Annotated in this window: 25 protein-coding genes and 2 pseudogenes; 13 read left to right on the forward strand and 14 right to left on the reverse strand. The window is 28.1% G+C overall.

From position 1 onward, the window contains the following. Nucleotides 1–97: 97 nt before the first annotated feature. The 6 genes from AVBRAN12642_RS04645 (at nt 98) to rpsR (ending at nt 5,039) form a co-directional block, all read left to right on the forward strand. On the forward strand, nt 98–916 hold the full coding sequence (locus AVBRAN12642_RS04645; protein ID WP_214116357.1) for an HDOD domain-containing protein: 819 nt from the start codon (nt 98–100) through the stop codon (nt 914–916). Continuing rightward, nucleotides 909–2,819 carry an RNB domain-containing ribonuclease gene (locus AVBRAN12642_RS04650; RefSeq protein WP_214119601.1) on the forward strand — a complete coding sequence of 637 codons (1,911 nt, stop codon included), beginning with the start codon at nt 909–911 and terminating at the stop codon, nt 2,817–2,819. The genes AVBRAN12642_RS04645 and AVBRAN12642_RS04650 overlap by 8 nt, the downstream gene beginning before the upstream one ends. After that, nucleotides 2,812–3,759, forward strand: a complete 948-nt coding sequence (locus AVBRAN12642_RS04655; protein ID WP_214119599.1) for a hypothetical protein — start codon at nt 2,812–2,814, stop codon at nt 3,757–3,759. Before AVBRAN12642_RS04650 ends, AVBRAN12642_RS04655 begins: the two co-directional genes overlap by 8 nt. A 90-nt stretch (nt 3,760–3,849) precedes the next feature. Further along, on the forward strand, nt 3,850–4,233 hold the full coding sequence (gene rpsF / locus AVBRAN12642_RS04660; protein WP_214116362.1) for a 30S ribosomal protein S6: 384 nt from the start codon (nt 3,850–3,852) through the stop codon (nt 4,231–4,233). A 10-nt stretch (nt 4,234–4,243) separates the two neighbouring features. Further along, nucleotides 4,244–4,768: a single-stranded DNA-binding protein gene (gene ssb / locus AVBRAN12642_RS04665; RefSeq protein WP_214116364.1), complete on the forward strand. Its 525-nt coding sequence runs from the start codon at nt 4,244–4,246 to the stop codon at nt 4,766–4,768. Nucleotides 4,769–4,778: 10 nt separating this feature from the next. Further along, nucleotides 4,779–5,039 (forward strand): 30S ribosomal protein S18, encoded by a 261-nt coding sequence (rpsR, locus tag AVBRAN12642_RS04670; protein ID WP_214116366.1) that lies wholly within the window; start codon nt 4,779–4,781, stop codon nt 5,037–5,039. A 3-nt stretch (nt 5,040–5,042) separates the two neighbouring features. Here rpsR and AVBRAN12642_RS04675 read toward each other — a convergent pair whose 3' ends face one another. Together AVBRAN12642_RS04675 and AVBRAN12642_RS04680 are read right to left on the reverse strand one after the other, a co-directional pair. Continuing rightward, a complete protein-coding gene (locus tag AVBRAN12642_RS04675; protein WP_336606949.1) occupies nt 5,043–5,828 on the reverse strand; it encodes a hypothetical protein in 786 nt (261 codons plus the stop codon). A 3-nt stretch (nt 5,829–5,831) separates the two neighbouring features. Further along, nucleotides 5,832–6,254 (reverse strand): TOBE domain-containing protein, encoded by a 423-nt coding sequence (locus tag AVBRAN12642_RS04680; protein ID WP_214116375.1) that lies wholly within the window; start codon nt 6,252–6,254, stop codon nt 5,832–5,834. Nucleotides 6,255–6,351: 97 nt separating this feature from the next. Here AVBRAN12642_RS04680 and dcd point away from each other — a divergent pair, with 97 nt between their 5' ends. The 3 genes from dcd (at nt 6,352) to AVBRAN12642_RS04695 (ending at nt 10,298) form a co-directional block, all read left to right on the forward strand. After that, on the forward strand, nt 6,352–6,912 hold the full coding sequence (dcd, locus tag AVBRAN12642_RS04685; RefSeq protein ID WP_214116378.1) for a dCTP deaminase: 561 nt from the start codon (nt 6,352–6,354) through the stop codon (nt 6,910–6,912). 220 nt (nt 6,913–7,132) lie between these two features. Then, nucleotides 7,133–7,699: a cytochrome C gene (locus tag AVBRAN12642_RS04690; RefSeq protein WP_214116380.1), complete on the forward strand. Its 567-nt coding sequence runs from the start codon at nt 7,133–7,135 to the stop codon at nt 7,697–7,699. 10 nt (nt 7,700–7,709) lie between these two features. Further along, nucleotides 7,710–10,298: a molybdopterin-dependent oxidoreductase gene (locus AVBRAN12642_RS04695; protein ID WP_336608025.1), complete on the forward strand. Its 2,589-nt coding sequence runs from the start codon at nt 7,710–7,712 to the stop codon at nt 10,296–10,298. Nucleotides 10,299–10,329: 31 nt separating this feature from the next. On the opposite strand, the gene AVBRAN12642_RS04700 is transcribed toward AVBRAN12642_RS04695, so the two are convergent. The 7 genes and pseudogenes from AVBRAN12642_RS04700 to nspC form a co-directional block, all read right to left on the reverse strand. Further along, complete coding sequence (locus AVBRAN12642_RS04700; RefSeq protein ID WP_336606948.1) at nt 10,330–10,812, reverse strand: GNAT family N-acetyltransferase; 483 nt, start codon at nt 10,810–10,812, stop codon at nt 10,330–10,332. 397 nt (nt 10,813–11,209) lie between these two features. Beyond that, on the reverse strand, nt 11,210–11,491 hold the full coding sequence (locus tag AVBRAN12642_RS04705; protein ID WP_214119593.1) for a hypothetical protein: 282 nt from the start codon (nt 11,489–11,491) through the stop codon (nt 11,210–11,212). An 83-nt stretch (nt 11,492–11,574) separates the two neighbouring features. Further along, nucleotides 11,575–12,546, reverse strand: a pseudogene (selD, locus tag AVBRAN12642_RS04710) (selenide, water dikinase SelD); the annotation flags it as partial. A gap of 44 nt (nt 12,547–12,590) precedes the next feature. Further along, nucleotides 12,591–13,136 carry a sulfurtransferase-like selenium metabolism protein YedF gene (gene yedF / locus AVBRAN12642_RS04715; protein WP_214149899.1) on the reverse strand — a complete coding sequence of 182 codons (546 nt, stop codon included), beginning with the start codon at nt 13,134–13,136 and terminating at the stop codon, nt 12,591–12,593. Further along, on the reverse strand, nt 13,136–13,480 hold the full coding sequence (locus tag AVBRAN12642_RS04720; protein WP_336606947.1) for a winged helix-turn-helix domain-containing protein: 345 nt from the start codon (nt 13,478–13,480) through the stop codon (nt 13,136–13,138). Before AVBRAN12642_RS04720 ends, yedF begins: the two co-directional genes overlap by 1 nt. Next, nucleotides 13,470–14,288: pseudogene (locus tag AVBRAN12642_RS04725) on the reverse strand (formate dehydrogenase subunit gamma); the annotation flags it as partial. The pseudogene AVBRAN12642_RS04725 and the gene AVBRAN12642_RS04720, both read right to left, overlap by 11 nt. A gap of 117 nt (nt 14,289–14,405) precedes the next feature. Then, complete coding sequence (gene nspC / locus AVBRAN12642_RS04730; RefSeq protein WP_336606946.1) at nt 14,406–15,566, reverse strand: carboxynorspermidine decarboxylase; 1,161 nt, start codon at nt 15,564–15,566, stop codon at nt 14,406–14,408. 70 nt (nt 15,567–15,636) lie between these two features. On the opposite strand from nspC, the gene AVBRAN12642_RS04735 reads away from it, so the two are divergent. The 4 genes from AVBRAN12642_RS04735 to AVBRAN12642_RS04750 are packed head-to-tail and all read left to right on the forward strand — an operon-like array spanning nt 15,637 to nt 19,134. After that, on the forward strand, nt 15,637–18,000 hold the full coding sequence (locus AVBRAN12642_RS04735) for a putative bifunctional diguanylate cyclase/phosphodiesterase (RefSeq protein WP_336606945.1): 2,364 nt from the start codon (nt 15,637–15,639) through the stop codon (nt 17,998–18,000). Then, nucleotides 17,987–18,208, forward strand: a complete 222-nt coding sequence (locus AVBRAN12642_RS04740; protein WP_336606944.1) for a MoaD/ThiS family protein — start codon at nt 17,987–17,989, stop codon at nt 18,206–18,208. Before AVBRAN12642_RS04735 ends, AVBRAN12642_RS04740 begins: the two co-directional genes overlap by 14 nt. A 2-nt stretch (nt 18,209–18,210) precedes the next feature. Further along, nucleotides 18,211–18,666: a molybdopterin synthase catalytic subunit gene (locus AVBRAN12642_RS04745; RefSeq protein WP_336606943.1), complete on the forward strand. Its 456-nt coding sequence runs from the start codon at nt 18,211–18,213 to the stop codon at nt 18,664–18,666. 3 nt (nt 18,667–18,669) lie between these two features. After that, nucleotides 18,670–19,134, forward strand: a complete 465-nt coding sequence (locus tag AVBRAN12642_RS04750; protein ID WP_336606942.1) for a hypothetical protein — start codon at nt 18,670–18,672, stop codon at nt 19,132–19,134. Here AVBRAN12642_RS04750 and AVBRAN12642_RS04755 read toward each other — a convergent pair. The 5 genes from AVBRAN12642_RS04755 to AVBRAN12642_RS04775 form a co-directional block, all read right to left on the reverse strand. After that, nucleotides 19,129–19,773 (reverse strand): response regulator transcription factor, encoded by a 645-nt coding sequence (locus tag AVBRAN12642_RS04755; protein ID WP_336606941.1) that lies wholly within the window; start codon nt 19,771–19,773, stop codon nt 19,129–19,131. The two genes, AVBRAN12642_RS04750 and AVBRAN12642_RS04755, sit on opposite strands and share 6 nt — an antisense overlap. Continuing rightward, the gene (locus tag AVBRAN12642_RS04760) at nt 19,767–20,960 is read right to left on the reverse strand and encodes a PAS domain-containing sensor histidine kinase (protein WP_336606940.1); all 1,194 of its coding nucleotides are present in this window, start codon (nt 20,958–20,960) and stop codon (nt 19,767–19,769) included. The genes AVBRAN12642_RS04755 and AVBRAN12642_RS04760 overlap by 7 nt, the downstream gene beginning before the upstream one ends. Nucleotides 20,961–20,962: 2 nt before the next feature. Beyond that, nucleotides 20,963–21,565: a sulfite exporter TauE/SafE family protein gene (locus tag AVBRAN12642_RS04765; RefSeq protein ID WP_336606939.1), complete on the reverse strand. Its 603-nt coding sequence runs from the start codon at nt 21,563–21,565 to the stop codon at nt 20,963–20,965. A gap of 20 nt (nt 21,566–21,585) precedes the next feature. Then, a complete protein-coding gene (locus AVBRAN12642_RS04770; protein WP_214116410.1) occupies nt 21,586–22,137 on the reverse strand; it encodes a DUF507 family protein in 552 nt (183 codons plus the stop codon). 168 nt (nt 22,138–22,305) lie between these two features. After that, nucleotides 22,306–23,550, reverse strand: coding sequence for a citrate synthase (locus AVBRAN12642_RS04775; RefSeq protein WP_214116418.1), 1,245 nt, complete (start codon nt 23,548–23,550; stop codon nt 22,306–22,308). Between the last annotated feature and the right edge of the window lie 21 nt (nt 23,551–23,571).

Here is a 23,571-nt window from a genome sequence, read left to right on the forward strand (position 1 = left end):
TTTTCCTTTTTCTTTTGATTTAATTAAGCAAATTATAACTATTTTAGTTACAATCTAATAAAAAAATATCAAATTTTATTTACTTAAAAGGTTTATTATGCAAGATTTTATTAGTAAAAGAATAAAAAGCCTACCTCCGCTTAATGAAAGCACTTTAGAAATTCAAAGAATTTGTAATGACGAAAACTCATCTTTAAAAGATTTAGCAAAAATAGTTGAAAAAGACCCAATGCTAACTGCAAATATTTTAAAATCAGCAAATTCGCCTTTATACGGATTTTCAAGAGAAATTAGTAGTGTTGATAGGGCTGTTAATTTGTTTGGAATGACAACTATTAAAGGATTTGCTTTAAATGCAGCTGTTAAAAACTCTTTTAAAATCAATTTAAGTGCTTACAATATGAATGAAGCAATGTTTGCAAAAATCTCAACTATGCAAAATTCATTAGCAATTAATTGGCTTAATAGAAGTGCAGACAATACTAAAAAAGTCGTAATTCCAGCATCGTTTTTGCTAGAAATTGGCAAGATAATTATATCTTCTGAATTAGTTGAAACAAATAAAGCAGAAGAATTTAAAAATGGATTAAGTGATTTAAGAAATATTAAAGAATTAAGTGATTATGAAAAGCAGTTTTTAGGAATGAGTAGCGAAGAAGTAACTTCTATGATATTTGATAAATGGAATCTTGAAGTTGATATGATTGATGCTATTTTTTATAGTGTAAATCCAGAAAACGCAAGTAATGATATAAAAAAGAATGCAATTGCATTAAATATAGTTTCAAATCTTATTAATATTTTTGGATTTTTTAATGAAGAAATGATAGTTCAATGTGTATTAGACGCTAAAAATAATGGCTTATTAGGAGATAAATTAATAGACGCTATTAAAGTAGTAGAACAAGATGCTTGAGTTTTTAGAAAACATTAGGCAAGGTTTTAATAAGCTTAATGCTAATTCAAAACAAAAAGAAATAATTAAAGTCTTATTAACAGAAAAAATAGTAAGCGAATACAATAATAAAATCTATTTTAATAATGGATTTTATTATGGCAAAATGGATATAAATTCTAAAGGCGATGGATTTTTACAAGCGTCGTTTTTAGAGCGAGATTTACTCATAAAATCAAAAGACTTACATTCAGCAAGATACGGCGATATTGTAATTGCAAAAAAGATTAAAAAGCAAAAAGGTCGCCCGAGTGCTGCTGTAATACTTGTCTTAAAAAGAGAAGAAGAATTTTCTTTAGTTATTACTCAAATGCTAAAAAATGTAGTATTTGGAAAATGCTTTAAAACAGGACTTTTAAGACAACTTAGCGTATCTCAAAAATCATTAAAAGCCTTACCTGTTGGCACTATTTTAAAGATTGATAATGCAAGTTCAAATGTAGTAGAAGTGCTAGGGCATATTAGTGATGAAAAAGTAGATGAAAAAATCTCTATGGCTTTATTTAATAAAACTGAAGAATTTGATAAAGCGTGTTTAGATGAAGCAAATGCTTATAGTGGCAGTGTTGATGCTAGTTTTTATCCTGATAGACTTGATTTAAGGCATTTGCCATTTTGCACGATAGACCCAATTCACGCAAAAGATTTTGATGATGCTATTTATTTTGATGAAAAAAATCAGATTTTATATGTAGCAATTGCTGATGTAAGCGAATATGTAAGGGCTTTTAGTGCTTTAGATAACGAAGCTTTAAAGCGTGGATTTAGTATATATTTTCCACATAAAAGCATTCCTATGTTGCCAAGAGTTTTAAGTGAAGGAATTTGTTCTTTAAACCCAAATGAAGACAGGCTTTGTTTTGGTTTTAAAATATATTTTGAAGGTGCAAAAGTAATAAAAGAAGAAATCTATGAAGGCATAATTAATTCAAAAAGAAGATTTAATTACGATGAAGTAGATGAATATTTAGACAAAAAAACTGATTTAAAAGAATGCAATTATTTATATTCTTTAAATGAGCTTACAAAAAAGATAAGAAACGCTAGATTAAATAAAGGTTTTAATTTTTTAACAGAAGAGCTAAGAATGGAGATTGATAGCGACTGGCAAATTACTAAGACATATTACGAGCAATCAACAAGGTCTCATCAATTGATTGAGGATTGTATGCTACTTGCTAATAAAGCAGCGGCTAAAATGTGCCCTGATTTAGCTATTTTTAGAAATCATCAAAGCCCAAATTACAATAAAATCGCTGCTATGTATGAAGAATTGCAATTATTAGGACTTGATTTTAGTGGTGGAGAAAATATCTATGAAAATATCAAAAATATTCAGAGCTTAGCAGATGAATTAAATATCCGTGCTGAAGTAGATAAAATCATCATTCGTTCATTTAAAAAAGCTGAATATGGACATGAAAATAAAGGGCATTTTGCATTAGGATTTGAAAGGTATTCGCATTTTACAAGTCCTATTAGAAGATATTCGGATTTGATTTTGCATAGATTATTAAAAGCTCTTATGAAAAATCAAGATAAACTATTTACATACCTTAGCACGAACCTTGAGAATAAATGTTTTGAAGTTAGTAATCTTGAAAGAGAAGCTGATAAGGTGGCAATGGATTTTTGTGATAGGGTTTATGCAAGGTATTTTCACAAAAATATTGGCAAAAGATTTTATGTAAAAATCACTAAAAACGAAGATATTACAATAGGTGTTTTAGATGATGAGTTTAAGGGTGCAAGGATATTTATTGCAAATCCTAATGTAACTTTATTTTCTAGGGTTTTAGTTGAGATTTATGAAGTAGATTTAATAAGCGCTAAGGTTTTTGCTAGGATAGTTAAAGATGTATGAAGCAGAATTTAACAAAATAAAAAACAATCTTCCTAATGCCTTTATGCTTTATGGGGCGTGTAGATTAAGTATATTTATAAACTTAGAAATCATAAAAAGTCTGAAAAAATACGATGAAAGGCTGATTTTAAGAGATAGCGATTATAAATTAAATAAAGCTGTTGATTTTTTAAGTGAGAGTTCGTTATTTGCTAGTTCTAAGCAATTGATTTTAGAATTTGAAAAAGGAATTTCAAGTAAGGATTTAAAAGAAATTCTAAAGCATATTAATAGTGAAAATCAATTAATATTAGCTATTTATGATGGAAAAGCTTTAAAAGATTTAGAATTAAGTATTAATAATAATTTTGTTAGATTTTTTGAGAAAAAGACTAGCTTTGAGCAAATTGCTTTATTAAAAGAAATTACTAATTTTTATAAAATAAATGCTAGTGAAGAAGCCTTGCAATATCTTCAAAAAAATTATGAATTTGATATATTTAAAGCAGGTTGTGAGCTTTTAAAATATAAAAATCAAACACTAGATTTAAGCACTATTAAAGAGCATTTAGAAAGCGATAATGCTTTAGGGTTTGATGATTTTTTGAGTAATTTTTTAAAGACAAAAGAGCCAAATGAATATATTTATAAAATATTAGAAAATGAAGATGAAATCGCTTTAATTAATAAACTTTATTCAAGTTTAATAAGACTTTTTACAATAAGTGCAAATCTAAAAACAAATGGTAGAATTGATTATAAAATAGCCTTTGGTTACACTCCACCAAGACAAGTTTGCGTAGAATTAGAAAATCAAGCGAGAAAATTATCTAATTTTTACGAAGAAATTTTCGCAATTTTATTAAACGCTGAATATGAATTAAAACTAAATAACAATAATTCTTCAAAAGAAATAGCATATTCAAATCTTTTAAAAATATATTTTTTAATAAACTCATAAAATATTAAGATTAAACTGCTAAAATCAAGCCTTGCTTTATGCAAAATTCCTTGCTTAGTAAATCTAGGCTTAATATCCAAAAGGAGAATCATGAGACATTATGAGGTTTTATTCATCGCAAAGCCAACGCTAACTGATGAAGAATTAAAAGCAAGAGTTGAGTTTGTTAAAGAAACTCTAGTAAAAAATGGTGCTGAAATTGCAAATACTATTGAAATGGGTACTAGAAAATTAGCTTACCAAATTGATAAATATGAGCGTGGCGTATATTATGTAATATATTTTAAAGCTCCAGGTTCATTAATTAAAGAACTTGAGCGTGTTTTAAAAATCACTGAAGATGTAATTAGATTTTTAATCGTTAAATACGAAAACAGACGCGAAATCGCTGCGTGGGAAATACTTTCTCAAGGCAAAAGATTAGGTAAAAAAGAAAGCAAAAAAGAAACTAAGGCTGAAACTCCAGCAGAATAAAGGATAAGATATGAATAAGGTTATTCTAATAGGTCGTTTGGTAAGAGATGTAGAAATAAAAACTATTAGTACAACAGGTAGTGCGGTAGTAAATAATGCAATGGCTGTTAGTAGATATAGAAGCTCAAACACAGGCGAAAGAATAGAAGAAACTTTATTTATAGATGTAGTGTTTTATGCTAGATTAGCAGAAATTGTAGGGCAATATTTAAGAAAAGGTTCAAAACTAATGGTTGAAGGCTATTTACAACAACAAACTTGGGTAGATACAGCAACCAATCAAAATCGTTCAAAAATTCAACTTGTAGTTGAAAATATGGAAATGTTAGACAACAAACCTGATGAAATGCAAAATAATAATGCTCCTAGAAACAATTATCAAGCAAATAATAACTACAATAGACCTACTCAAAATAATTATCAACAAAATAATTATGCAAGAGAAGAGCAGAATTATCAAAGACAAAATAATTTTGCTGAAGAAAGAAATAATTATAATTATAACTCGGCAGATGATGCAGAGATACCATTTTAAAGGATAAATTATGGCAGAAAAAAGAAAGTATTCAAGAAAATATTGCAAATTTACAGAAGCAAAAGTTGATTTTATTGATTATAAAGATACAGCATTATTAAAACACGCATTATCAGAGCGTTTTAAAATAATGCCAAGAAGATTAACAGGAACAAGCAAAAAACACCAAGAAATGGTTGAGCTAGCTATTAAAAGAGCAAGAGCAGTTGCTTTAATTCCTTATGTATGCGACCGCAAAAACGTAGTTACAAATCCGTTTGAAGGTCTATAATTCTTAGGCTAGATTTTCTAGCCTAATTCTTTTATCATATACAAAAATCAAAATAAATATAGCCAAAGTAATAAACAACTCACTTAAAGCATTTATCACACCTTCACTGCTTGCAAAGTAACTATGTGCAAACTCTATAAAATAATGAAGTATCAAAGGCATTGATAATAAAAATAAATAAATACTTCTAAGCCTTATATAAATTGAAATTATAAGTAAAATCAAAAAAGAAACTAAAATATAAAAAATATCTATGAGCTCATAAAGAAGTAGCGAGCAAGTAAGATATAAAATAATGCTAAAAAAATAATATAAATTATCTTTAGCAATTATAAATAATAATATAGATATAAACACAAATGCCGTTAAACAAATAAAGAAAAGCTCATTAGATTGGCTAATAAAACTTAAGGCACAAAATATGCAAAATACAAATATAAACGCATAAAATAAAGCCTTGAAAAAATCTTCTAATTCACAAGCAAGATTGATTTTATCTTTATCAATTAATAAGCTAAATAAAACCACTATAAAAGATGGGATAAATATCACAAAAGAAATAATCTGAAGTCCTGTAAAAGGAATTAATAAAAATATATCATCATATACTGCTTTTTCATCTATAAATACACGAAATATTTTAGTAATATTATCAGGTTTTATAAGCAAGTATAAAGCAAAAAATAAATAATAATAAATATTTAATTTTTTAGTAGAAAAAGAAAAAGCTATGAAAGATTTTTCATTTGATTTAATCTCACTTATTAGCCAGTTTAAAAATATTTTCATATTTTATTCTTTAATTCCTATTAAAATATCACTCGCTTTTATTAAAACATTTACATTATCACTTATATTTAAATCCATCTTATTTGCACTATCATTGGTTATGCTAGCTGTAATTAAAATTCCATTACAATTAATTTCTATTATGCTATATACCGAACCATTTTTTATACTTACGATTTTGCCATTTAGTTCATTTGCACTACTTAAGCGAGTAGCACATTCGTTTTTGCTAACAATTACAGAATTTGCTTTAAATACTGCTATAGCATTATCATTTATTTTTAGATTTAAATCATCTACACTTTCTGTAGTTATTAAAGATTTGATTGTTTTATTATTTTCTAATTTTGCGGTAACTAATGAAATAATAGGCGAACTCTCAACTTTAGTTATTTGTATTTTTAATATATTTCTTGCACTTAACATAATCTTCCTTTAAATTCATAAATTTCATCTAATAATAAAATAAAACCTATATTAAAAATTAAATGTATAATAGTTAAAAATCATAAAAAGGATATGAATGGGACTAAAAAGTGATGCTTGGATAAAAGAAATGGCATTAAAACACGAAATGATAACTCCATTTTGTGAAGAGAATGTAGGTAAAAATGTGGTTAGCTATGGACTTTCTAGTTATGGGTATGATATTCGTGTTGGGCGTGAGTTTAAAATATTTACAAATGTAAATAGCACTATGATTGACCCTAAGGATTTTAATGATAAAAATGTAGTTGATTTCGTAGGTGATGAGTGTATTGTTCCTGCGAATTCATTTGCACTTGCAAGAACGGTTGAATATTTTAAAATGCCAAGAGATGTATTAGCAATTTGTCTTGGTAAAAGCACATATGCAAGATGTGGAATTATTGTAAATGTTACACCTTTTGAGCCTGGATTTTGCGGTCATATTACAATAGAAATTAGCAACACCACTCCACTACCTGCAAAAATATATGCAAATGAAGGTATAGCTCAAGTGTTGTTTTTACAAGGTGATGAGCCTTGCATTACTTCTTATGCTGATAAAAAAGGTAAATATCAAAATCAAACAGGCATAACTCTTCCAAAAGTTTTAAAGTAATTTATCTTCAAGAATTTGAAAGTGATTTTTCAAATTCTTAAGTTTTATTATTATTCCAAATAATATTTGCATTCTAAAATTATTCTTAGCAAGCACCTTAATCTAAGGCAAATTAAATATTCAATAAAATATTTTATGAATAAAAATTATTTACTATTTAGTGCAATAATTTTATAATTTTTAACAAGTTTTAAAAATTAATTTTTATTTAAGGAGATTTATGAAAAAGATTTTTTTAAGCTGTGCTTTAGCGGCTTCAGTATTTGCTGCAGAGCAATTTAGCGGTAAAATTATTAATCTTTACACTTCAGTAGATGCGAAAAAAGCAGAAGGAAAACTACTTCCAACTAATGCTTTTGAGATAGTAAAAGACGGCGATTTAGCTGAACTTAAAATTAAAGGATATTACAATCCTAATCAAGGTAATATTTTATATTTTAATGACAAAAATAGAATTTTAGTAGCAGCATTTGGTAAAAATGCTAAAGTAGATTTTAAAGTTGAAAAAGAATTAAAAAATGGTTTTAAATTAGCTAGTATTAAAGTATTTGCTAAAAAAGATGAGCTAGTGGATTTAGAAAAATCAGCAAAACCACTTTTTGAAAAAGGTAAAGCTATGTTTGAAGAAAATTGTGGCATTTGTCATCCACTTCATCCTGTTAGTGAATTTAATGCAAATCAATGGCCAGCTACATTTAAGGCAATGGAGACTAGAACAGGAATTGATAAAGCTGATAGACAATTAGTGGTGCAATATCTACAAAAACACGCAAAAGATATGAAATAAAGGAGACATTATGCTAAATAGAAGAAGTTTTTTAAAAGGTTCAGCTGCAGTTGGTGCTATGAGTTTTGCACCTATAAATGTATTAGGAGCTGAAAGTAAAGCAGTTGCTAGTGGTTTAGTAAAAAATGGCGAAGTTGTAACGGGTGCACATTGGGGTATTTTAAAACTTACTATAAAAGATGGTAAGGTAGTAAAAAGTGAGCCATTTGATGCAAATCAAACTAAGAATTTAAAAAATGATTTACAACACTACACACCTGATTTAGTATATGCTAATCGTGTTAAATATCCTTATGTTAGAAAAAGTTTCTTAGAAAATCCACTAGATAATAAACCTGAACTTCGTGGTAAAGATGAGTGGGTTAGGGTAAGCTGGGATAAAGCTTTAAAATTAGTTGCAGAGAGTTTAAAAAGAACTTATGATGAAAAAGGAGCTAATGGGATTTTTGCAGGTAGCTATGGCTGGAAATCAAGCGGAAATGTGCATAATTCAAGAATATTACTTCATAGATTTATGAACTTAACGGGCGGATTTGTAGGCTCATTAGGAGATTATTCTACTGGTGCATCACAAGTTATTATGCCTCATGTTGTTGGCTCTATTGAAGTTTATGAGCAACAAACTAACTTGGATTTAGTATTAGAAAATACAAAAGTTATAGTTATTTGGGGTGCAAATCCTATTGATACTTTAAAAATTGCTTGGACTGTAACTGATGGCGAAGGTCGTGCATATATGGAAAAAATTAAAGAAAGTAAAATAAAAGTAATTTGCATAGACCCAAGAGCTAGTTCAACTGTTAAATTTTTTGAAGGTAAAGGCGAATGGTTAGCTCCACGCCCAAATACTGATGTGGCAATGATGATGGGTATGGCTACATATTTAATTGATAATAAGCTTTATGATGCTGAATTTATGGAGAATTACACAATAGGATTTGATAAATTTAGTGATTATTTAATGGGTAAAACTGATGGCGTTAAAAAAGATAGCAAATGGGCTGAAAATATTTGCGGAATTAAAGCAAGTGTAATTGAGAATTTAGCTAAGGAATTAAGAGAAAATCTAAGCTTAGTAATGAGTGGTTGGGGTATGCAAAGAGCTCATCACGGAGAGCAACCTCATTGGATGCTTGTAACTTTATGTGCAATGCTAGGTCATATTGGTAAAGATGGTGGCGGATTTGGTTTAAGCTATCATTATTCAAATGGTGGCGTTGCTACAACTAATGCTCCAATAGTAGGCGGAATTAACGCTAGTATGAATGGTCTTTGGGATAAAGGTGTATTTAAGGGCGTTAAACAAGGAACATTTGATAAAAATGGTAAATTTATACCTGGAAATAGTGGTGCAGGCGAAAATCTACCTGAGTGGTTATCAAAGACAAGTGATAATGAAATTCCTGTGGCAAGAATTGCTGATATGCTATTAAACCCAGGTAAAACAATAGACCACAATGGTAAAAAAATTACTTATAGTGATATAGATTTTGTTTATTGGGTAGGTGGTAACCCATTCGTTCATCATCAAGATTTAAAAACTCTAAAAAAAGCTTGGCAAAAGCTAAAAACCGTTGTAGTAAATGAGATTTACTGGACTCCAACTGCTAGAATGGCTGATATATTATTACCTACAACTAGCCAATATGAAAGAAATGATATTTCTATGAGTGGGGATTATTCTAATATGCATATAGTTCCTATGAAAGCTGCTGTTATGCCTGTTGAAGAGAGTAAAGATGATATGCAAATCTTTGTTGAACTTGCTAAAGTTTATGGAACTCTTTGTGCGATTAGCAAGGGTGCAAGTGAAAAAGATGCAGCAATGTTAGCTACAAAATTAGTAAATGCTTATACAGAAAATCAAACTCCAGAGCAAATGATAGAAAAATACTATAACGCTGCTAAGAAAAGCACAAGCGTAGAAATGCCTGAATTTAAAGAGTTTTGGGAAAATAATAAAGCATTGAAATTTGAAGCTTCTCAAGATGCTTATGAGTTCGTTAGATTTAAAGACTTCGTAGAAGACCCTATCTTAAATTCATTAGGAACTCCGAGTGGTTTGATTGAGATTTATAGTGAAACTATTGAAAAAATGAACTATAAAGATTGTAAAGCCCATCCTATGTGGTTTGAACCAATTGAATGGCTTGGTATGAAAGAAAAGAGCGCAGAATTTCATATGATTAGCCCACACCCAACGAGCCGCTTACATTCACAACTATGCCACACAAGTTTAAGAGAAACTTATGCTGTAAATGGACACGAGCCTATTTTAATTAATAGCGAAGATGCTAAGGCTAAAGGTATTAAAAATGGAGATTTAGTTGAGGTTTTCAATGCTCGTGGTAAAGTTATTGCAGGAGCAGTTGTAAGCAATGATGTATTAAAAGGCGTAGTAGTGTTACAAGAAGGTGGCTGGTATGACCCTGATGATAATAATGATTGCAAATACGGATGTGCGAATGTGCTAACAATAGATATTCCAACAAGTGAGCTTGCAAATGGAAATATCTCTCATACAGCTTTAGTAAATATCAAAAAATTTGAAGGCGAAAAACCTGAAATCGTAGTATTCACTGAACCTGTAAAAGCATAATATTAGGGGCATTTGCCCCTAGAATTTAATTTTAATTATTCATTATTTTTTCAAAATCAAAAAACCATTCTAATTCTTCAATATCATTAAATTTATCGGATAAATTTGATAATTTAACTATTTTAAAACCACATTTATTAACATAAAAATGGATATTTCTTATTTCAAAATAAGGTGTTGTTGTAGTCCAAACTTTAGTTTTAGGAAAAGTTTTTTCCACCATTTGCCAAGTTTTAAAACCATAGCCTTTATTATGAAATTCTTCAAGTATATAAAATAAATCAAGATTATTATGTTGAGTATTCTCATCTATTAAAAGGCATACTCCACCTATTTTTACACCATTGTCATATACATAAAAATTTTTAGCATTTTTATTCTCTAAAGATTTGAAAATCTCATCGATGGTGATTACATTTTCATCAGTTTTATCTCTAAGACTTATTTGAAAAGTATTTTGCACATCTTTTGCGAAATTACAAAACTCATCACTAGAAATTTCTATTAATTTCATAATCTTCCCTTAATTTAGATTAAAATTTTTAATTTTATAAATTTATAAAAATTATATGAAAATTTTTTAATTAGCTTATTGAAAAGTTTTTATAGTGATTAACCACTTGGTATTTAATTGTTATCTTGATGGTTGTATTCAATCTAACAATCAAAGAGTAAAAAATTCACTCAAGATTTGTCATTCTTTTTAGTGGTGTTGCTAAGCAAGTGGGTTGATTAGCATTTTTTTATAAAGAAGTCTTTGCGATAAATATGAGATAAATTTTTTATATTACTAAGTTTTAAATTCCTTAAAATTAATAATTACAAGTGAAGTTATAATTTAAATTTGAATATTAAAAACTCATATTATTTAATGAGCCTATGAAAGCATAGTTAAGGGGATTTTCCCCTTTTTAATAATTATTTAATTTAACACAACCCTCTTTTGAGCCGAACGAACACGCAAGATTATATAGTTGTTTTATTTTGTCTAAGTTTTCTTTAGAATTTGAGTTTTTAGCTAATTCATCAGCGACTTTAATACAAGAATTTGCATCTTTATCTTTTATACATTTTGCTTGATTGCTTATTAAATCAGGGTTTGATAAAAGCTCCATAGGGTTTAAATTACTTAATTTAAAATCATTACAAGCACTAAAAACTAATGCAACTAAAATAGCAAGGGTTTTTTTCATTATATCTCCTTATTTGTAATTAGATAATAATTATACCCCCCCCTAAGTTAATGTATGATAAATATTTTTAGAAAACTGATTTATTAAAAAATACAAATTCTATTATCGTTTTTCTTTACAACTCTAGCAAAGGCGTAGGCGTTTATGTTTGCATTTTGTAAAATATCTAAAGCTTTTTGAGTGTCTTTTTCGTTAATGCTAAGGATTAATCCACCGCTTGTTTCTGGAGAATATAAAAGTAAATCATCTTCAATAAATGATTTTACAAGTCCTTTTAAACTATTTTTGTTTGTATAACTAGCTGCTCCAAAAAGTCCTAAATTAGCGTAATTTAAAGTATTTTTATAATACTTTATCGCATCAGAATTGATTTCAATTGATATTTTATCATTTAGCATTTCGCTCAAATGCCCAATAAGTCCAAAGCCTGTAATATCAGTACAAGCATTTATTTTTATGCCATTTAAAAGTTCTAAAGCTTTATTGTTTAGACTTTTCATACCATTTATACATTCGCTAAAATCATCGTCTAAATTAGCCTTAATAGCCATAGCATTAAGACTTGTTCCTAGTGGTTTTGTAGCTATTAAAACATCATTTTCTAAGGACTTATTATTGCTTAAAAAACTATCTTTTTTAACATAACCAGTAACGCTAAGCCCTAAAAATACTTCACTAGAATTTAAAGTATGCCCACCAGCACAAAATCCACCCGCTAAATTAATAGTATCATTAAGCCCTGCTATCATTTGTTTTAAAATATCTTGAGATAAGCATTCGCTAAATGCAACTATATTCATAGCACTCATAACTTTTGCACCCATTGCAAAAATATCGCTTAATGAATTTGCTGCAGCAATTACAGCGTAATCATAAGCATCATTTACGATTGGGGTAATAAAATCAAGTGTTTGAACTAAGGCAAAATCTTCTAAATTAGTAGAAATTACCTTAGGATAATCAATAACACAAGCATCTTCATTACTAGTAGTTGAGCTTAATATAAATTCGCTAGGTTTAATATTAGCTAATGCGTTGTGTAAGTCAGCCTGACTTAGCTTAGCTCCTCAACCTGCGTGCTTGCTAAATTGAGTAAGTTTCATAGATTTACCATTTTTGTTTCAAATAAAGTATCTATTATCTCAACTGCGTTTGAACTTCTACCAATTTTTGGACTAACTTGAAAATAATTTAAGCAATTCGCACAACATAAAATATCAACTCCATCATCACTTAAAGCTTTTAAAGCATTAAATGCTGGATGGGTATCATCACAAGCTATAAAAACTGCTTCGTTTATTAATACAACTTTTTGAATTTTTCTTTCTTTTACAGCAGTTAAAAATCCAATTAAAAGCATTGCTCCTAATTCGCCTTCGCCAACTTTTAAAGATTTTAAAAATATTCCTTCTTGTTGTTTTGCTTCATCTTTTGAGCTTTTTATTTCGCTTTTTCTTAATTTAAAGCAAAATCCATTAAGTTCAAATTCTTGATTTAAATTCTTAAGCAATCTTTGGATATTTTCTTTTGCCGCTTCATTATCAACTATTATTTCTAACTCATCATTAATTGCTAAATTAATTAATGTTTTTTTTGTTTCAATTACAGGTATCGGACAAGCCTTGCCGCTAAAATCTAGTTTCATTATTCTTCCTTTTTAAATAGTTCGTTAAATCTTTTTTCTAAAAATTCTTCTAATTCTCTTTCTAATAATTCATAATTTTTCATAAATTCTAAAGCCTTAGGGCTAAGAATAGTTCCGCTATCTTTACTAGCTCCTTTTTTGCTAATAAATATATCTCCGCCTAAAAATTTTTCTGTGCTAGTTTTCTTAGTCCAAGCCTTTTTATAACTCATACGAAGTTGTTTTGAGCTCTCATTAATTGAGCCAAATTTTTCTATGGCTTTTAATATCTCATAATTACCTTTTCCAAAAATTTCGCCGTCTTCTTCTAGCCAGAATTTGATTTTAGGTGTTTTATTTTTCATAGCTATAACTCGGTGTTATTTTTCCATTTTTTGTAAGTTCTTTATACCAATAAGAATGCAAAATATATACTTCTTCTTCTTCTTTATATCCTGTTATCATTGCGTGAATTGAGCCTTTGATAGCAAATACAGCCATATATAAATGCACGAAAAACATAGCAGCACAAACAATGCCTAAGATATTATGAACTATTGCACTAAGTCTTAAAATATTAATATGGCTAATTCCTAACATATTTTGTAAAAATTCGCTTTGAAAATCTAAAAAGAACATAAACGCACCAGTAATTATCATAATAGCTCCACCAAAAACGGCTATGTAATACCACATTTTTTGACCGAAATTATATTTTCCCGCCGGAACAGGTCTTTTAACCTTGCTTAAATATCCACCTACTATCATAAGCCATTTTATATCATAACTAGCAGGCAACATTCTCTTAATCCAGCAAAAAAACATAGGAATAATTGAGATAAAAAATAAAATAGTAGCAACTCCGTGAAGATTTTTGCAAAGTCTAACAAATACTCCACCACCAAAATAATGACCATTCATAATAATTAAGCCTGTTGGGATTAATATAATCCAAGCAAGTGCAGCAATGAAATGAAAACCACGCTCAAATAATGAAAAGGCATATATTTTTTTGCCTTCGTGACTAAAGCTTTTTGGTCCTATTACCATATAATGTAATGAAAACGCACAAAGCACTGCAATTAAGACAATTAAAGCAAGTGAAGCAATATAACTTGATGCTAATATTGTCCAAATTTCTCCTAATTCATAGCTAGTAATATTAGTAACTCTTCCTGTAGTTGTTAAATCACTAGCATTTAAACAGGTAAATAAAAATGCTAATACAAAAAACTTTTTCATAATATCTTCCTAAAATGATTTTATTCTTTAATTTATATCAAAATATTTTTAATTTCTCCTTGAATAGTCATTAAAATTAAATTCTTTTTGACTTTTAATGCTACCATCTTCACCAACATAAATTAAACTTGGTAATTTTACTCCGTTAAAAGTTGTATTTTTTACTATTGTGTAATGAATTTGATCGCAAAATATTATCTTATCTCCTATATTTAGTTCTTGATTAAACTCATATTCTCCCATAATATCTCCTGCAAGGCAAGAATTACCTGTTAAAAGATAGCTATTTTTAGTGCTTTTAGTTTCTGCTAATTCATCACGACTTGCTAGGATTTTTGCATTTTTTACTTCGCTAGTGTAAGGCATAATGATAGTATCAGGCATATGAGCTTCAGCACAAATATCTAAAATTGCTATTTTTTTCTCATTTTCAACAATATCTAAAACACTAGCTATTAAATCCCCCGTTTGCCAACCAATAGCTTCTCCTGGTTCAAGGTATATTTCAAGATTATATTTTGATTTAATAGCTTTTAAGAATTGAATTAATTCTTCTACTTTATAGCCTTTTTTTGTGATATGATGACCACCACCAAAATTAATCCATTTTAATGGGTGTTTTGCTAGATATGGTTTTAAGAAATTATCTTCAAATACTTTAAAGACTTTTTCTAAACTCTCAAAACTCTCTTCGCATAAAGCGTGAAAATGTAGCCCATCAACTATTATTTCGCTATCTAATAAATCCTTTGCTTTAATGCCAAGCCTTGAGAATTTGCCGCAAGGATTATAAATTTCTTTTGGAGCTACTGAAAACTCTAAATTACAGCGAATTCCTAAAGATTGATTTTTATAATTTTTATGATTTATAACTTTTTTATATTCATTCAATGAATTAACCACTATATGATGACTAAGATTTAATATTTCTTCTAAATCATCATTACTAAATGCTGGTGCGTAAGTGTGGATTTCTTTATCTACAAATTCTTTAGCAAATTTTGCTTCCCATAATCCACTGCAAGTGCAGCCTTTTAAGTAATTTTTAATTAAAGGCATAGCAGCACTAAATGCAAATCCTTTTAAAGCTAATAAGACTTTAACTCCACTTTCTTCTTGAATTTTTTTAAAGATTTCAAGGTTATTTTTTAGTTTGCTTTCGTAGCAAATGTAAGCTGGTGTTTTAATATTATTTTCAATATATTTCATTACAATTTCCTTTCGGTATTAATAATTTTGCTATAATATCATATTAAATTTATAATATATTAGGTATTTTATGAAAGAAAGAAAGTCAATTTTAGAAGAATCAATAAAGAGCTTAACTCTTTATTCTATAATATTTTTCGCATTAATTTTTAGTGTTGGAATATTTGTTATTAAATCAAGTTATACGGAAGAAGTAAAAAATTTAGAACAAGAATATAGCGAGCAAATCAATTTATCGTCAAATAAATATATTAAAGAAGAACTTAAAAATATTAAAAAATATTTAGATGCAGAATTTTCATATTTAGACGATAGCGCTAAAGAATTCGTAGATAGTGCTTATAATTTCGCATTAAATTATTTAAACACTCACGAAGATAAACAAAAAGCTTTAGAATTTTTAAAAGCAAATATGGGTTATCCTATTGATATTGATGTTTTTGATGGAATTGACCCGACTTATTATTACTACGCTAGGTATGTGGAATTAGATAATAAAAAAATATTAAGAGTTACTTTAAATCCTAAAAAATATGAAGAAACTCAAAGGGTAGTAGCATTAAATAATATTAAAAATCTTCACAATGCTCAACTTTCTTATTTTAACGCAAAAAGATTAGATGATAATTTTAATTTTTTAGGTAATGAAAGATGGTATTGTGTATATGAAAACGAAGCTTATACTTGTTATGATAAAAATTGGTGGTTGGCTTTAGAATTTACCGTTAAAAGTGATGTATTAAAAGAAGCTTTAGAAGAAGTAAAAAGCAAAAGATTTGAATCAGCATTGATACAAGGTGCATTTTTAGGTTGTTCTATATTAGTTGGATTTTTAGGAATTTTAATTTACATAATAAGAAAGAAAAAAGAAGTAAGATCTCAAATAGAGCTAGCTACAAAGCATTTTGATATAGCATTAAATAAACATATATCTAATTTTAATAAGAATAAACAATTAAATAGCGATTTTGCATTTAAAGAATTTAGAACTTTAAGTTATGCTTTACTTAGATTTATAAGACAAATTCAAGCAAAAGATGGGAATATCAAAAAACAAGCATATATTGACAATATTACCGGTCTTATGAATATGATAAGTGTTACTGAAAGCCTTGATAATTATGTAAAAAAAGATAATAAGGTATTATTATTTTTATTTTTTAATATAGATAATTTTAGAATTTATAACTCAATGTATGGAAGAAGTTTTGGTGATGAAGTTCTAAAAATCGTAGCTTATAGAATTTATACAACATTAAAGGGTATAGCAACAGGAGATAATGAACATTTTGAGAGCTTAGACTTTATAAAATATGATAAATATAAATTTATACAAAATAAAACTACTTTTGAATGTCTTGCTAGGGTTAGTGCTGATGAGTTTTTATTAGTAATTGAAGTAGATAAAAATGAAGATTGCTTTACAATAGCTAAGAAGTATCATCAAAAATTAACTGCAAGAAGTATTAAAATTAATTCAAATGATGATTTAATAGAATATGAGCCATTTAAAATTAATGCTAGAGTTGGGTTTAGCATATATCCAAAAGATAGTAAGAATTTACACGAATGTATAGGAAATGCTGATTTAGCAATAGAAAATGATAAGGCTAGTGGAGATAATTGGATATTTGGTTATACAGCAGAAATCGGCAAACAAAATGAAGCTAATTTAAAATTACAACAAGATATAAGAAATGGTATTGTAAATAAAGAATTCTTATTATATTATCAGCCAAAAGTAGATGTAAAATCTGGCAAAATTATAGGAGCAGAAGCTCTTGTTAGATGGCAAAAAGGAGATAAATTAATATTTCCAGACCAATTTATAGGAATTTGTGAAAGAAGTAATTTAATTATTACTTTAGGTAATGAAATTATTAAAATGGCTTGTGAAGCTCAAAGAAGATGGTTAGAAAAAGGTCTTGAATTAAAACTTAGTATAAATCTAAGCACCAAGCAGCTTTTAAGCGAAGGAATAGTTCATACAATAGAAAAAAACATTCAAGGCATACCGCCAAGATTAATTGAATTTGAAATCACAGAAAGTTTTTCAATAGAAAACGCAACAAGTAAAGCTATTATTGATAAAATCAAAAAACTTAATGTAGGTTTATCAATGGACGATTTTGGTAAAGGGTATAGTTCTTTATCTTATTTAAATGACCAAGATTTAGATTTTGATGTTGTTAAGATTGATAAATGCTTTATACAAAATATAGACACTAATGAAAAAAATAGAAGATTGGTTGAGTTTATTGTAAATGTTATTAAATCTTTAAATAAACGCTCTGTAGCTGAAGGTGTAGAAAATATTGAGATTTTAAATTTCTTAAAACACTTAGGTTGCGATGAATATCAAGGATATTATTTTAGTAGGCCTGTTCCTGAAAATATTTTATTAGAAAAGGTATATGAAAATGGTAAAAGTTAATTTTTTAGGGCCAATTAATAAAAATTCTATTGAATTAGATGTAAAAAATATTCTTGAATTAAAAAATGAATTATTGAAATTTGAAGATTTAAAAGAGTGGTTAGAGATTAGTGCTATTGCTATAAATGATAATTTTATAGATAGTTTAGATATTTCATTACAAGATAACGATGTAGTAAGCATACTGCCTCCTGTTTGTGGTGGTTGAGCGTGAAAGAATTTCAATTATTTAATAATGCTCTTGATGAAAAAGCTTTATATAATGAGTTTTGCGGAATTTGTAAAGAATTAAACTACGGAGCATTTTTAAGTTTTAGTGGAATTATTAGGGCAGAAGGCAATATTAGCGGTCTTAGTTTTGATATATATGAGCCAATTTTAAGAAAATGGTTTGATGATTGGTGTGAAAAAACTAGGAATTTAAATATTAGATTATTTTTTGCACACGCAAAAGGAGATGTATTAGTAGGAGAATGCTCTTATTTTGCAGGGATTGCAAGTTCGCATAGAAAAAATGGCTTAGATATATTTGCTAAGTTTATTGAAGATTTTAAGCAAAATGCGCCTATTTGGAAATATGATTTGATTGATAATCAAAGAATTTATGCAAAGGATAGAAGTTTTAAATTACCGAATGCGGGAATATTAAGCAACAAGGAAAAATAAATAATGAATAAAAAAGCATTAGTAATAGAAATTATTATTGTATTTATTGTGGTACTTGCGTTACTTATTTTACTAGGTCTTAAGATATATAATTCAAAAAATGAAGCAGAAATGTCAAAATCAATCAGAAACTTAGCTACATTGATTAATGATGTAGATACTTACTATTCTAATAATGAAAATTTCATAGATATTCCACTAATGACTAAAGTAGGGCTTGATAAAGATATGTGGTTTTTTGTCAAATCTGAAAAATGTTTGCATTTTGGAACTTTTAGGGATTTTTTAATAGTTAAAAAAGTAGAAAAACCTGGGAAATTATGTTCTACTTTATTAAATTATGATTCTGTTAAATCGCTATTAATAGGCAAAGACACTCCAGGCGATGAAGCTGTAAGCGTTAATATAAGCAATTCTAATACTATATTTATTAGAATGGGTATTAAATACGATAATTCTATATTATAAAACTATTTTATAACCTGTTGAAGTAATATTTTTTATAATATTTACACCCAATTTATCTCTAAAACGCTTTATAAATGTTCTTACCGAACCATCTTTTACATCACTTTTACCCCAGCAAACCTCTTTTATCTCATCAAGGCTTACAACCCTACCAACTGGCTCACTAAGTGCTTTTAATAAAGCTAGTTCTTTTTTTGTAAGTTCAACTTCAAATTCTAATGTTTTAAAAGTTGATTTCATATAATCAATTGAATAATCTCCCATTTTAGTAACTTTACTCATATTAGAAACCAAGCTTTTTACACTTGCGATTAATTCTTCTGGAATTACAGGTTTGATTAAATACTTATTCACATTAACATCAATAGCTTTTAGTAATTTTTCTTTATCACTATGAGCTGAAATTACTATAATAGGCGTATTTGGGCTTAGGTCTTTAATACTTTTTGCAAGGCTTAAACCATCTTTTAGTGGCATTAATACATCACAAATTACAATATCAGGACGAAGTTTTTTAAATTTATTTAATCCACTTAAGCCATCTTGAGCGTAATGCACTTCATAAAACAAAGGTGCTAAAATATCTCCCATTAGATGAGCTATATTTTTCTCATCTTCAACAATTAATAAACTTAACATTCTTCTCCTTTAAAAATAAGTTCAAAATATGCACAATTGCCCTTGTTAAAACATCTTATATCTGCATTTATTTTATTTAAAATTTGCTTACAAATGTAAAGCCCAAGTCCTACGCCTTGTTTTTTATGTTTAGTTGTAAAATATGGGTCAAATATATGCTCTATTATGTTAGAAGGAATTGCCCCTGCATTATCGCTAATTTGTAAAATCAAATTCTTTTTTTCTTTAAATACTTTAAAATGTAGTATTTTATCATCTAGTTCTTGTTCTAAAAAAGCATCTTTAGCATTGTTTATAATATTTACAAGAACTTGCACTAATTCATTAAAATTGCATAACAAACAGCATTTTTTAGCACGAATATCAAATGTAGTTTTTATATTATTTTTTTTCAATGCTTGATAGCTTATGTATAAACTATGCTTAATTACTTTAATTAAATTATGCTTTTCTAAAGGCGTATTAGGATTAATAAAGTCCCTAAAATCATTAATAGTTTGGCTCATATTTTGGATTAATTTTTGACATAATTTATAATGTTTATCTTTTTTTTCGTTATGTAATAAATAAATAGCTAAAGATAATTCATTTAAAGGTTGTCTCCATTGATGAGCTATATTTTCTAGCATTTGTCCTAAGATAACTTGGCGATTTTGCTGAAATATTATTTTTTGTTGAGCGTTATTGATTGCTATTGCGTCTTCTATTTTCTTTTCTAAATTCTCATTGAGTATTTTTAAAGAATTTGTCTTTTGAGCTACGACTTGTTCTAAATTCTCATTTAATTGCATTAGCTTTTGTTTAGTTGCAACAAGCTCTTCATTTAAGGTAAAAAGCTTAGTAACATCGTGTCTAATAGCTATAAATTCAAATATTGTTCCATCTTCATCAAAAATTGGAATTATTGTTGTTTGTGCGTAGAAAAAATCCCCATTTTTCTTTTTATTCTTAACCACTCCTTTATGAACACGCCCAGCTAAAATAGTGTCCCATAATTTTTTAAAAGCACTCTTAGGTGTATCAGAGTGGCGGATAATATTGTGATTTTGTCCTAGTAGTTCATCTTCGCTAAAGCCACAAAGATTGCAAAATTCTTCATTTACAAAGGTAATAATCCCATTTATATCTGTTTTTGAAACTATATTTGTGTTTTCAATCGCATTTTTATATTCATTTAATCTATACATTTTTACCTACTTAATTTAAGTGCTAAAAAGCACAAATAAAATCCATAAACAATAATTAAAGCAAAAAATAAATATTGAATATTTTTAATTTTTCTAATTTTATTTATAAATATAGAGCCTAAAAGCATAGCAGGAAGAGTGCTAAGTCCAAAAATTAACATATTAAGCCAAGCTTCATTAACGCTTTTTGCAATCATTGATTTTGCTACGAAAAAATATACTAAACCACAAGGAAAAAATCCATTTAAAAAGCCAAATATAAAGCCTTTATATTTTGAAGTTTTTTTATTGTTTAAAAATACCATTATTTTTTTATATATGAATTGATTTTCTATAAAAGCTAGTAGTTGTCCCTTAACAATTAAAGCAAATCCTAAAACAACGCAAAAAGCACCTAAGATAAAATATAAAAATACTTGTAAGTTTAAAGAATTTAAAAAATAACCTAAAAAATAAGCTATAAGACCTATTAAAATATAAGCACAAATTCTACTAAAATGATATATAAAAATATCAAAAAAATTACTCTTTTTGTGGTTGAATAAAAGAATTATCCCACCACACATAAAAAAACAATGAGTAAGACTAAGACCTAGTCCTAGCACAAAAGTGCTAAGAAGATTGTTTATAACATCTTCCTTTTTTTAAGCTCTTCTTCATAAAGCTTTTCGTAAATTAAATCGTATTCTTCGCTACCAGGAACGATTTTTCTTTTGTAATTATTAATTTTATCAAATACTAGGTCTTCAATATCTTCGTAAGTTTTTAAGTATTCAATCATACTTGAATAAATCACATTTTTTACTCTATTTTCTGATACATTAAAATTGATTAAATCTTCATCAACCAAAGCGTCCAAAATAGCGTGAGATAAGGCATTATATCTATCTTCATAATTCATTTGGATTTTATATTCATCTGCTAGTTTTTTCTTAAGTAACCAAAACATATTTTTTCTATCAACTTGCATTAAATCCATTTGGCTTTCTTGCTCTGCTAAAATCTCATTTACCTTCTCATCAAGTGATTTTTCTTTTAATACTAAGGCTGTAATAATTTTTGAAACTACTTCTTTAACTGGCTCTAAACCATTTACTAATTTTACAAATTTTGAGTTTAATAAATCTATTGAAATTTTATTTGAAACATAAGGAATATGTGGTTGTCTAATACGCATTTTTAATCCTTTTTTATTTTTCTTCATTATAAAATATATTAGTAAAAATGAATATAACAATAATAATTAATTTTTAACTTTTGATAATTTTTAAAATGCCTTAATATTAAGCTTTTTAAGAGTTTTGAAGCATTGATTTGAATTCGGAATTTCCGAATTCAAATTCTTTTAATCGCCTATATAAATTTGTCTTGGGCGAACTATTTTTAATGGGCTTTCTTTTTGCTCAATTAGTTGTGAAATCCAGCCAGGAATTCTACCTACTACGAATAATACCGCAAACATTTCATTTGGAATTCCTAGAGCTTTTAAGATTAAGCCGCTATGAAAATCAACATTCGGATATAATCCACGGCTTACAAAATACTCATCATTTAATGCGATTTCTTCAATTCTAGTTGCAACTTTTACAAAGTTTGCATCAATTCCAATTTCGCTAATTAATTGGTCTCTTAATTTTTTAAGAACTTTTGCTCTAGGGTCAAAGTTTTTATAAACTCTATGTCCAAAGCCCATTAGTCTAAATGGATCATTCTTATCTTTTGCTCTTTTAATAAACTCATCAACTCTATCAGGTGTGCCAATTGTCTCAAGCATTCTAATCACACCTTCATTAGCACCCCCGTGTGCATGCCCCCACAATGCACCAATTGCTGAACTAATACAGCTATATGGGTGAGCGTGAGTGCTACCGACTGAACGCACTACACTTGTGCTTGCATTTTGTTCGTGATCAGCATGAAGCATTAAAACCGTATCTAGTGCTTTTACCTCAATAGGTCTTAGATTTACATGCTCGTATGGATAGGTTCTTAGCATATATAAAAAGTTTTCGGTAAATCCACGATCAAGATTAGGATATGCCATAGGAAAGCCATTTTTATAGCGATAAGCACTAGCGGCTATTGTTGGTATTTTTGCTACGATTCTGGCTGCCATTTCCATATAATCTTCGTGCTTATCCATATTTAAATGGTCAGGATAAAATGTTGAAAGTGCTGCAACTGCTGCTTGCATAACTGCCATAGGATGAGCATTGTCAGGGAAAGCGTCAAATAATTTATGCATACCTTCGTGAATAAAGCTTCTTTTTTTAAGCTCGTATCTAAACGCTTCTAATCTTTCAGGACTTGGTAATTCTTTATGTAATAATAAATGCACTACATCTAAAAAAGTTTTATTTTCTGCTAGCCATTCAATAGAATAACCACGATGCCTTAATTCTCCTGCTTCTCCATCAATATAAGTAATACTTGATTTACAAGTTGCAGTGCTAGTTAATCCTTCATCATAAGAAAATGCACCTGTTTTTGAATATAAAGACGAAAAATCAATTGATTTTGCACCTCTAGTTCCACTTAATACATCAAATTCAAATTCTTTACCATCGTAAATTAATTTTGCTTTTTCCATTTTTAACTCCTTTTTTAATAG

Source organism: Campylobacter sp. RM12642, assembly GCF_020137635.1.
GTDB lineage: Bacteria > Campylobacterota > Campylobacteria > Campylobacterales > Campylobacteraceae > Campylobacter_E.

Bases quoted from the DNA above. Each gene is read 5' to 3' on its own strand.
- AVBRAN12642_RS04645 (WP_214116357.1), top strand. From the start codon at position 98: ATGCAAGATTTTATTAGTAAAAGAATAAAAAGCCTACCTCCGCTTAAT.
- AVBRAN12642_RS04650 (WP_214119601.1), top strand. From the start codon at position 909: ATGCTTGAGTTTTTAGAAAACATTAGGCAAGGTTTTAATAAGCTTAAT.
- AVBRAN12642_RS04655 (WP_214119599.1), top strand. From the start codon at position 2,812: ATGTATGAAGCAGAATTTAACAAAATAAAAAACAATCTTCCTAATGCC.
- rpsF (WP_214116362.1), top strand. From the start codon at position 3,850: ATGAGACATTATGAGGTTTTATTCATCGCAAAGCCAACGCTAACTGAT.
- ssb (WP_214116364.1), top strand. From the start codon at position 4,244: ATGAATAAGGTTATTCTAATAGGTCGTTTGGTAAGAGATGTAGAAATA.
- rpsR (WP_214116366.1), top strand. From the start codon at position 4,779: ATGGCAGAAAAAAGAAAGTATTCAAGAAAATATTGCAAATTTACAGAA.
- AVBRAN12642_RS04675 (WP_336606949.1), bottom strand. From the start codon at position 5,828: ATGAAAATATTTTTAAACTGGCTAATAAGTGAGATTAAATCAAATGAA.
- AVBRAN12642_RS04680 (WP_214116375.1), bottom strand. From the start codon at position 6,254: ATGTTAAGTGCAAGAAATATATTAAAAATACAAATAACTAAAGTTGAG.
- dcd (WP_214116378.1), top strand. From the start codon at position 6,352: ATGGGACTAAAAAGTGATGCTTGGATAAAAGAAATGGCATTAAAACAC.
- AVBRAN12642_RS04690 (WP_214116380.1), top strand. From the start codon at position 7,133: ATGAAAAAGATTTTTTTAAGCTGTGCTTTAGCGGCTTCAGTATTTGCT.
- AVBRAN12642_RS04695 (WP_336608025.1), top strand. From the start codon at position 7,710: ATGCTAAATAGAAGAAGTTTTTTAAAAGGTTCAGCTGCAGTTGGTGCT.
- AVBRAN12642_RS04700 (WP_336606948.1), bottom strand. From the start codon at position 10,812: ATGAAATTAATAGAAATTTCTAGTGATGAGTTTTGTAATTTCGCAAAA.
- AVBRAN12642_RS04705 (WP_214119593.1), bottom strand. From the start codon at position 11,491: ATGAAAAAAACCCTTGCTATTTTAGTTGCATTAGTTTTTAGTGCTTGT.
- yedF (WP_214149899.1), bottom strand. From the start codon at position 13,136: ATGAAACTAGATTTTAGCGGCAAGGCTTGTCCGATACCTGTAATTGAA.
- AVBRAN12642_RS04720 (WP_336606947.1), bottom strand. From the start codon at position 13,480: ATGAAAAATAAAACACCTAAAATCAAATTCTGGCTAGAAGAAGACGGC.
- nspC (WP_336606946.1), bottom strand. From the start codon at position 15,566: ATGAAATATATTGAAAATAATATTAAAACACCAGCTTACATTTGCTAC.
- AVBRAN12642_RS04735 (WP_336606945.1), top strand. From the start codon at position 15,637: ATGAAAGAAAGAAAGTCAATTTTAGAAGAATCAATAAAGAGCTTAACT.
- AVBRAN12642_RS04740 (WP_336606944.1), top strand. From the start codon at position 17,987: ATGGTAAAAGTTAATTTTTTAGGGCCAATTAATAAAAATTCTATTGAA.
- AVBRAN12642_RS04750 (WP_336606942.1), top strand. From the start codon at position 18,670: ATGAATAAAAAAGCATTAGTAATAGAAATTATTATTGTATTTATTGTG.
- AVBRAN12642_RS04755 (WP_336606941.1), bottom strand. From the start codon at position 19,773: ATGTTAAGTTTATTAATTGTTGAAGATGAGAAAAATATAGCTCATCTA.
- AVBRAN12642_RS04760 (WP_336606940.1), bottom strand. From the start codon at position 20,960: ATGTATAGATTAAATGAATATAAAAATGCGATTGAAAACACAAATATA.
- AVBRAN12642_RS04770 (WP_214116410.1), bottom strand. From the start codon at position 22,137: ATGCGTATTAGACAACCACATATTCCTTATGTTTCAAATAAAATTTCA.
- AVBRAN12642_RS04775 (WP_214116418.1), bottom strand. From the start codon at position 23,550: ATGGAAAAAGCAAAATTAATTTACGATGGTAAAGAATTTGAATTTGAT.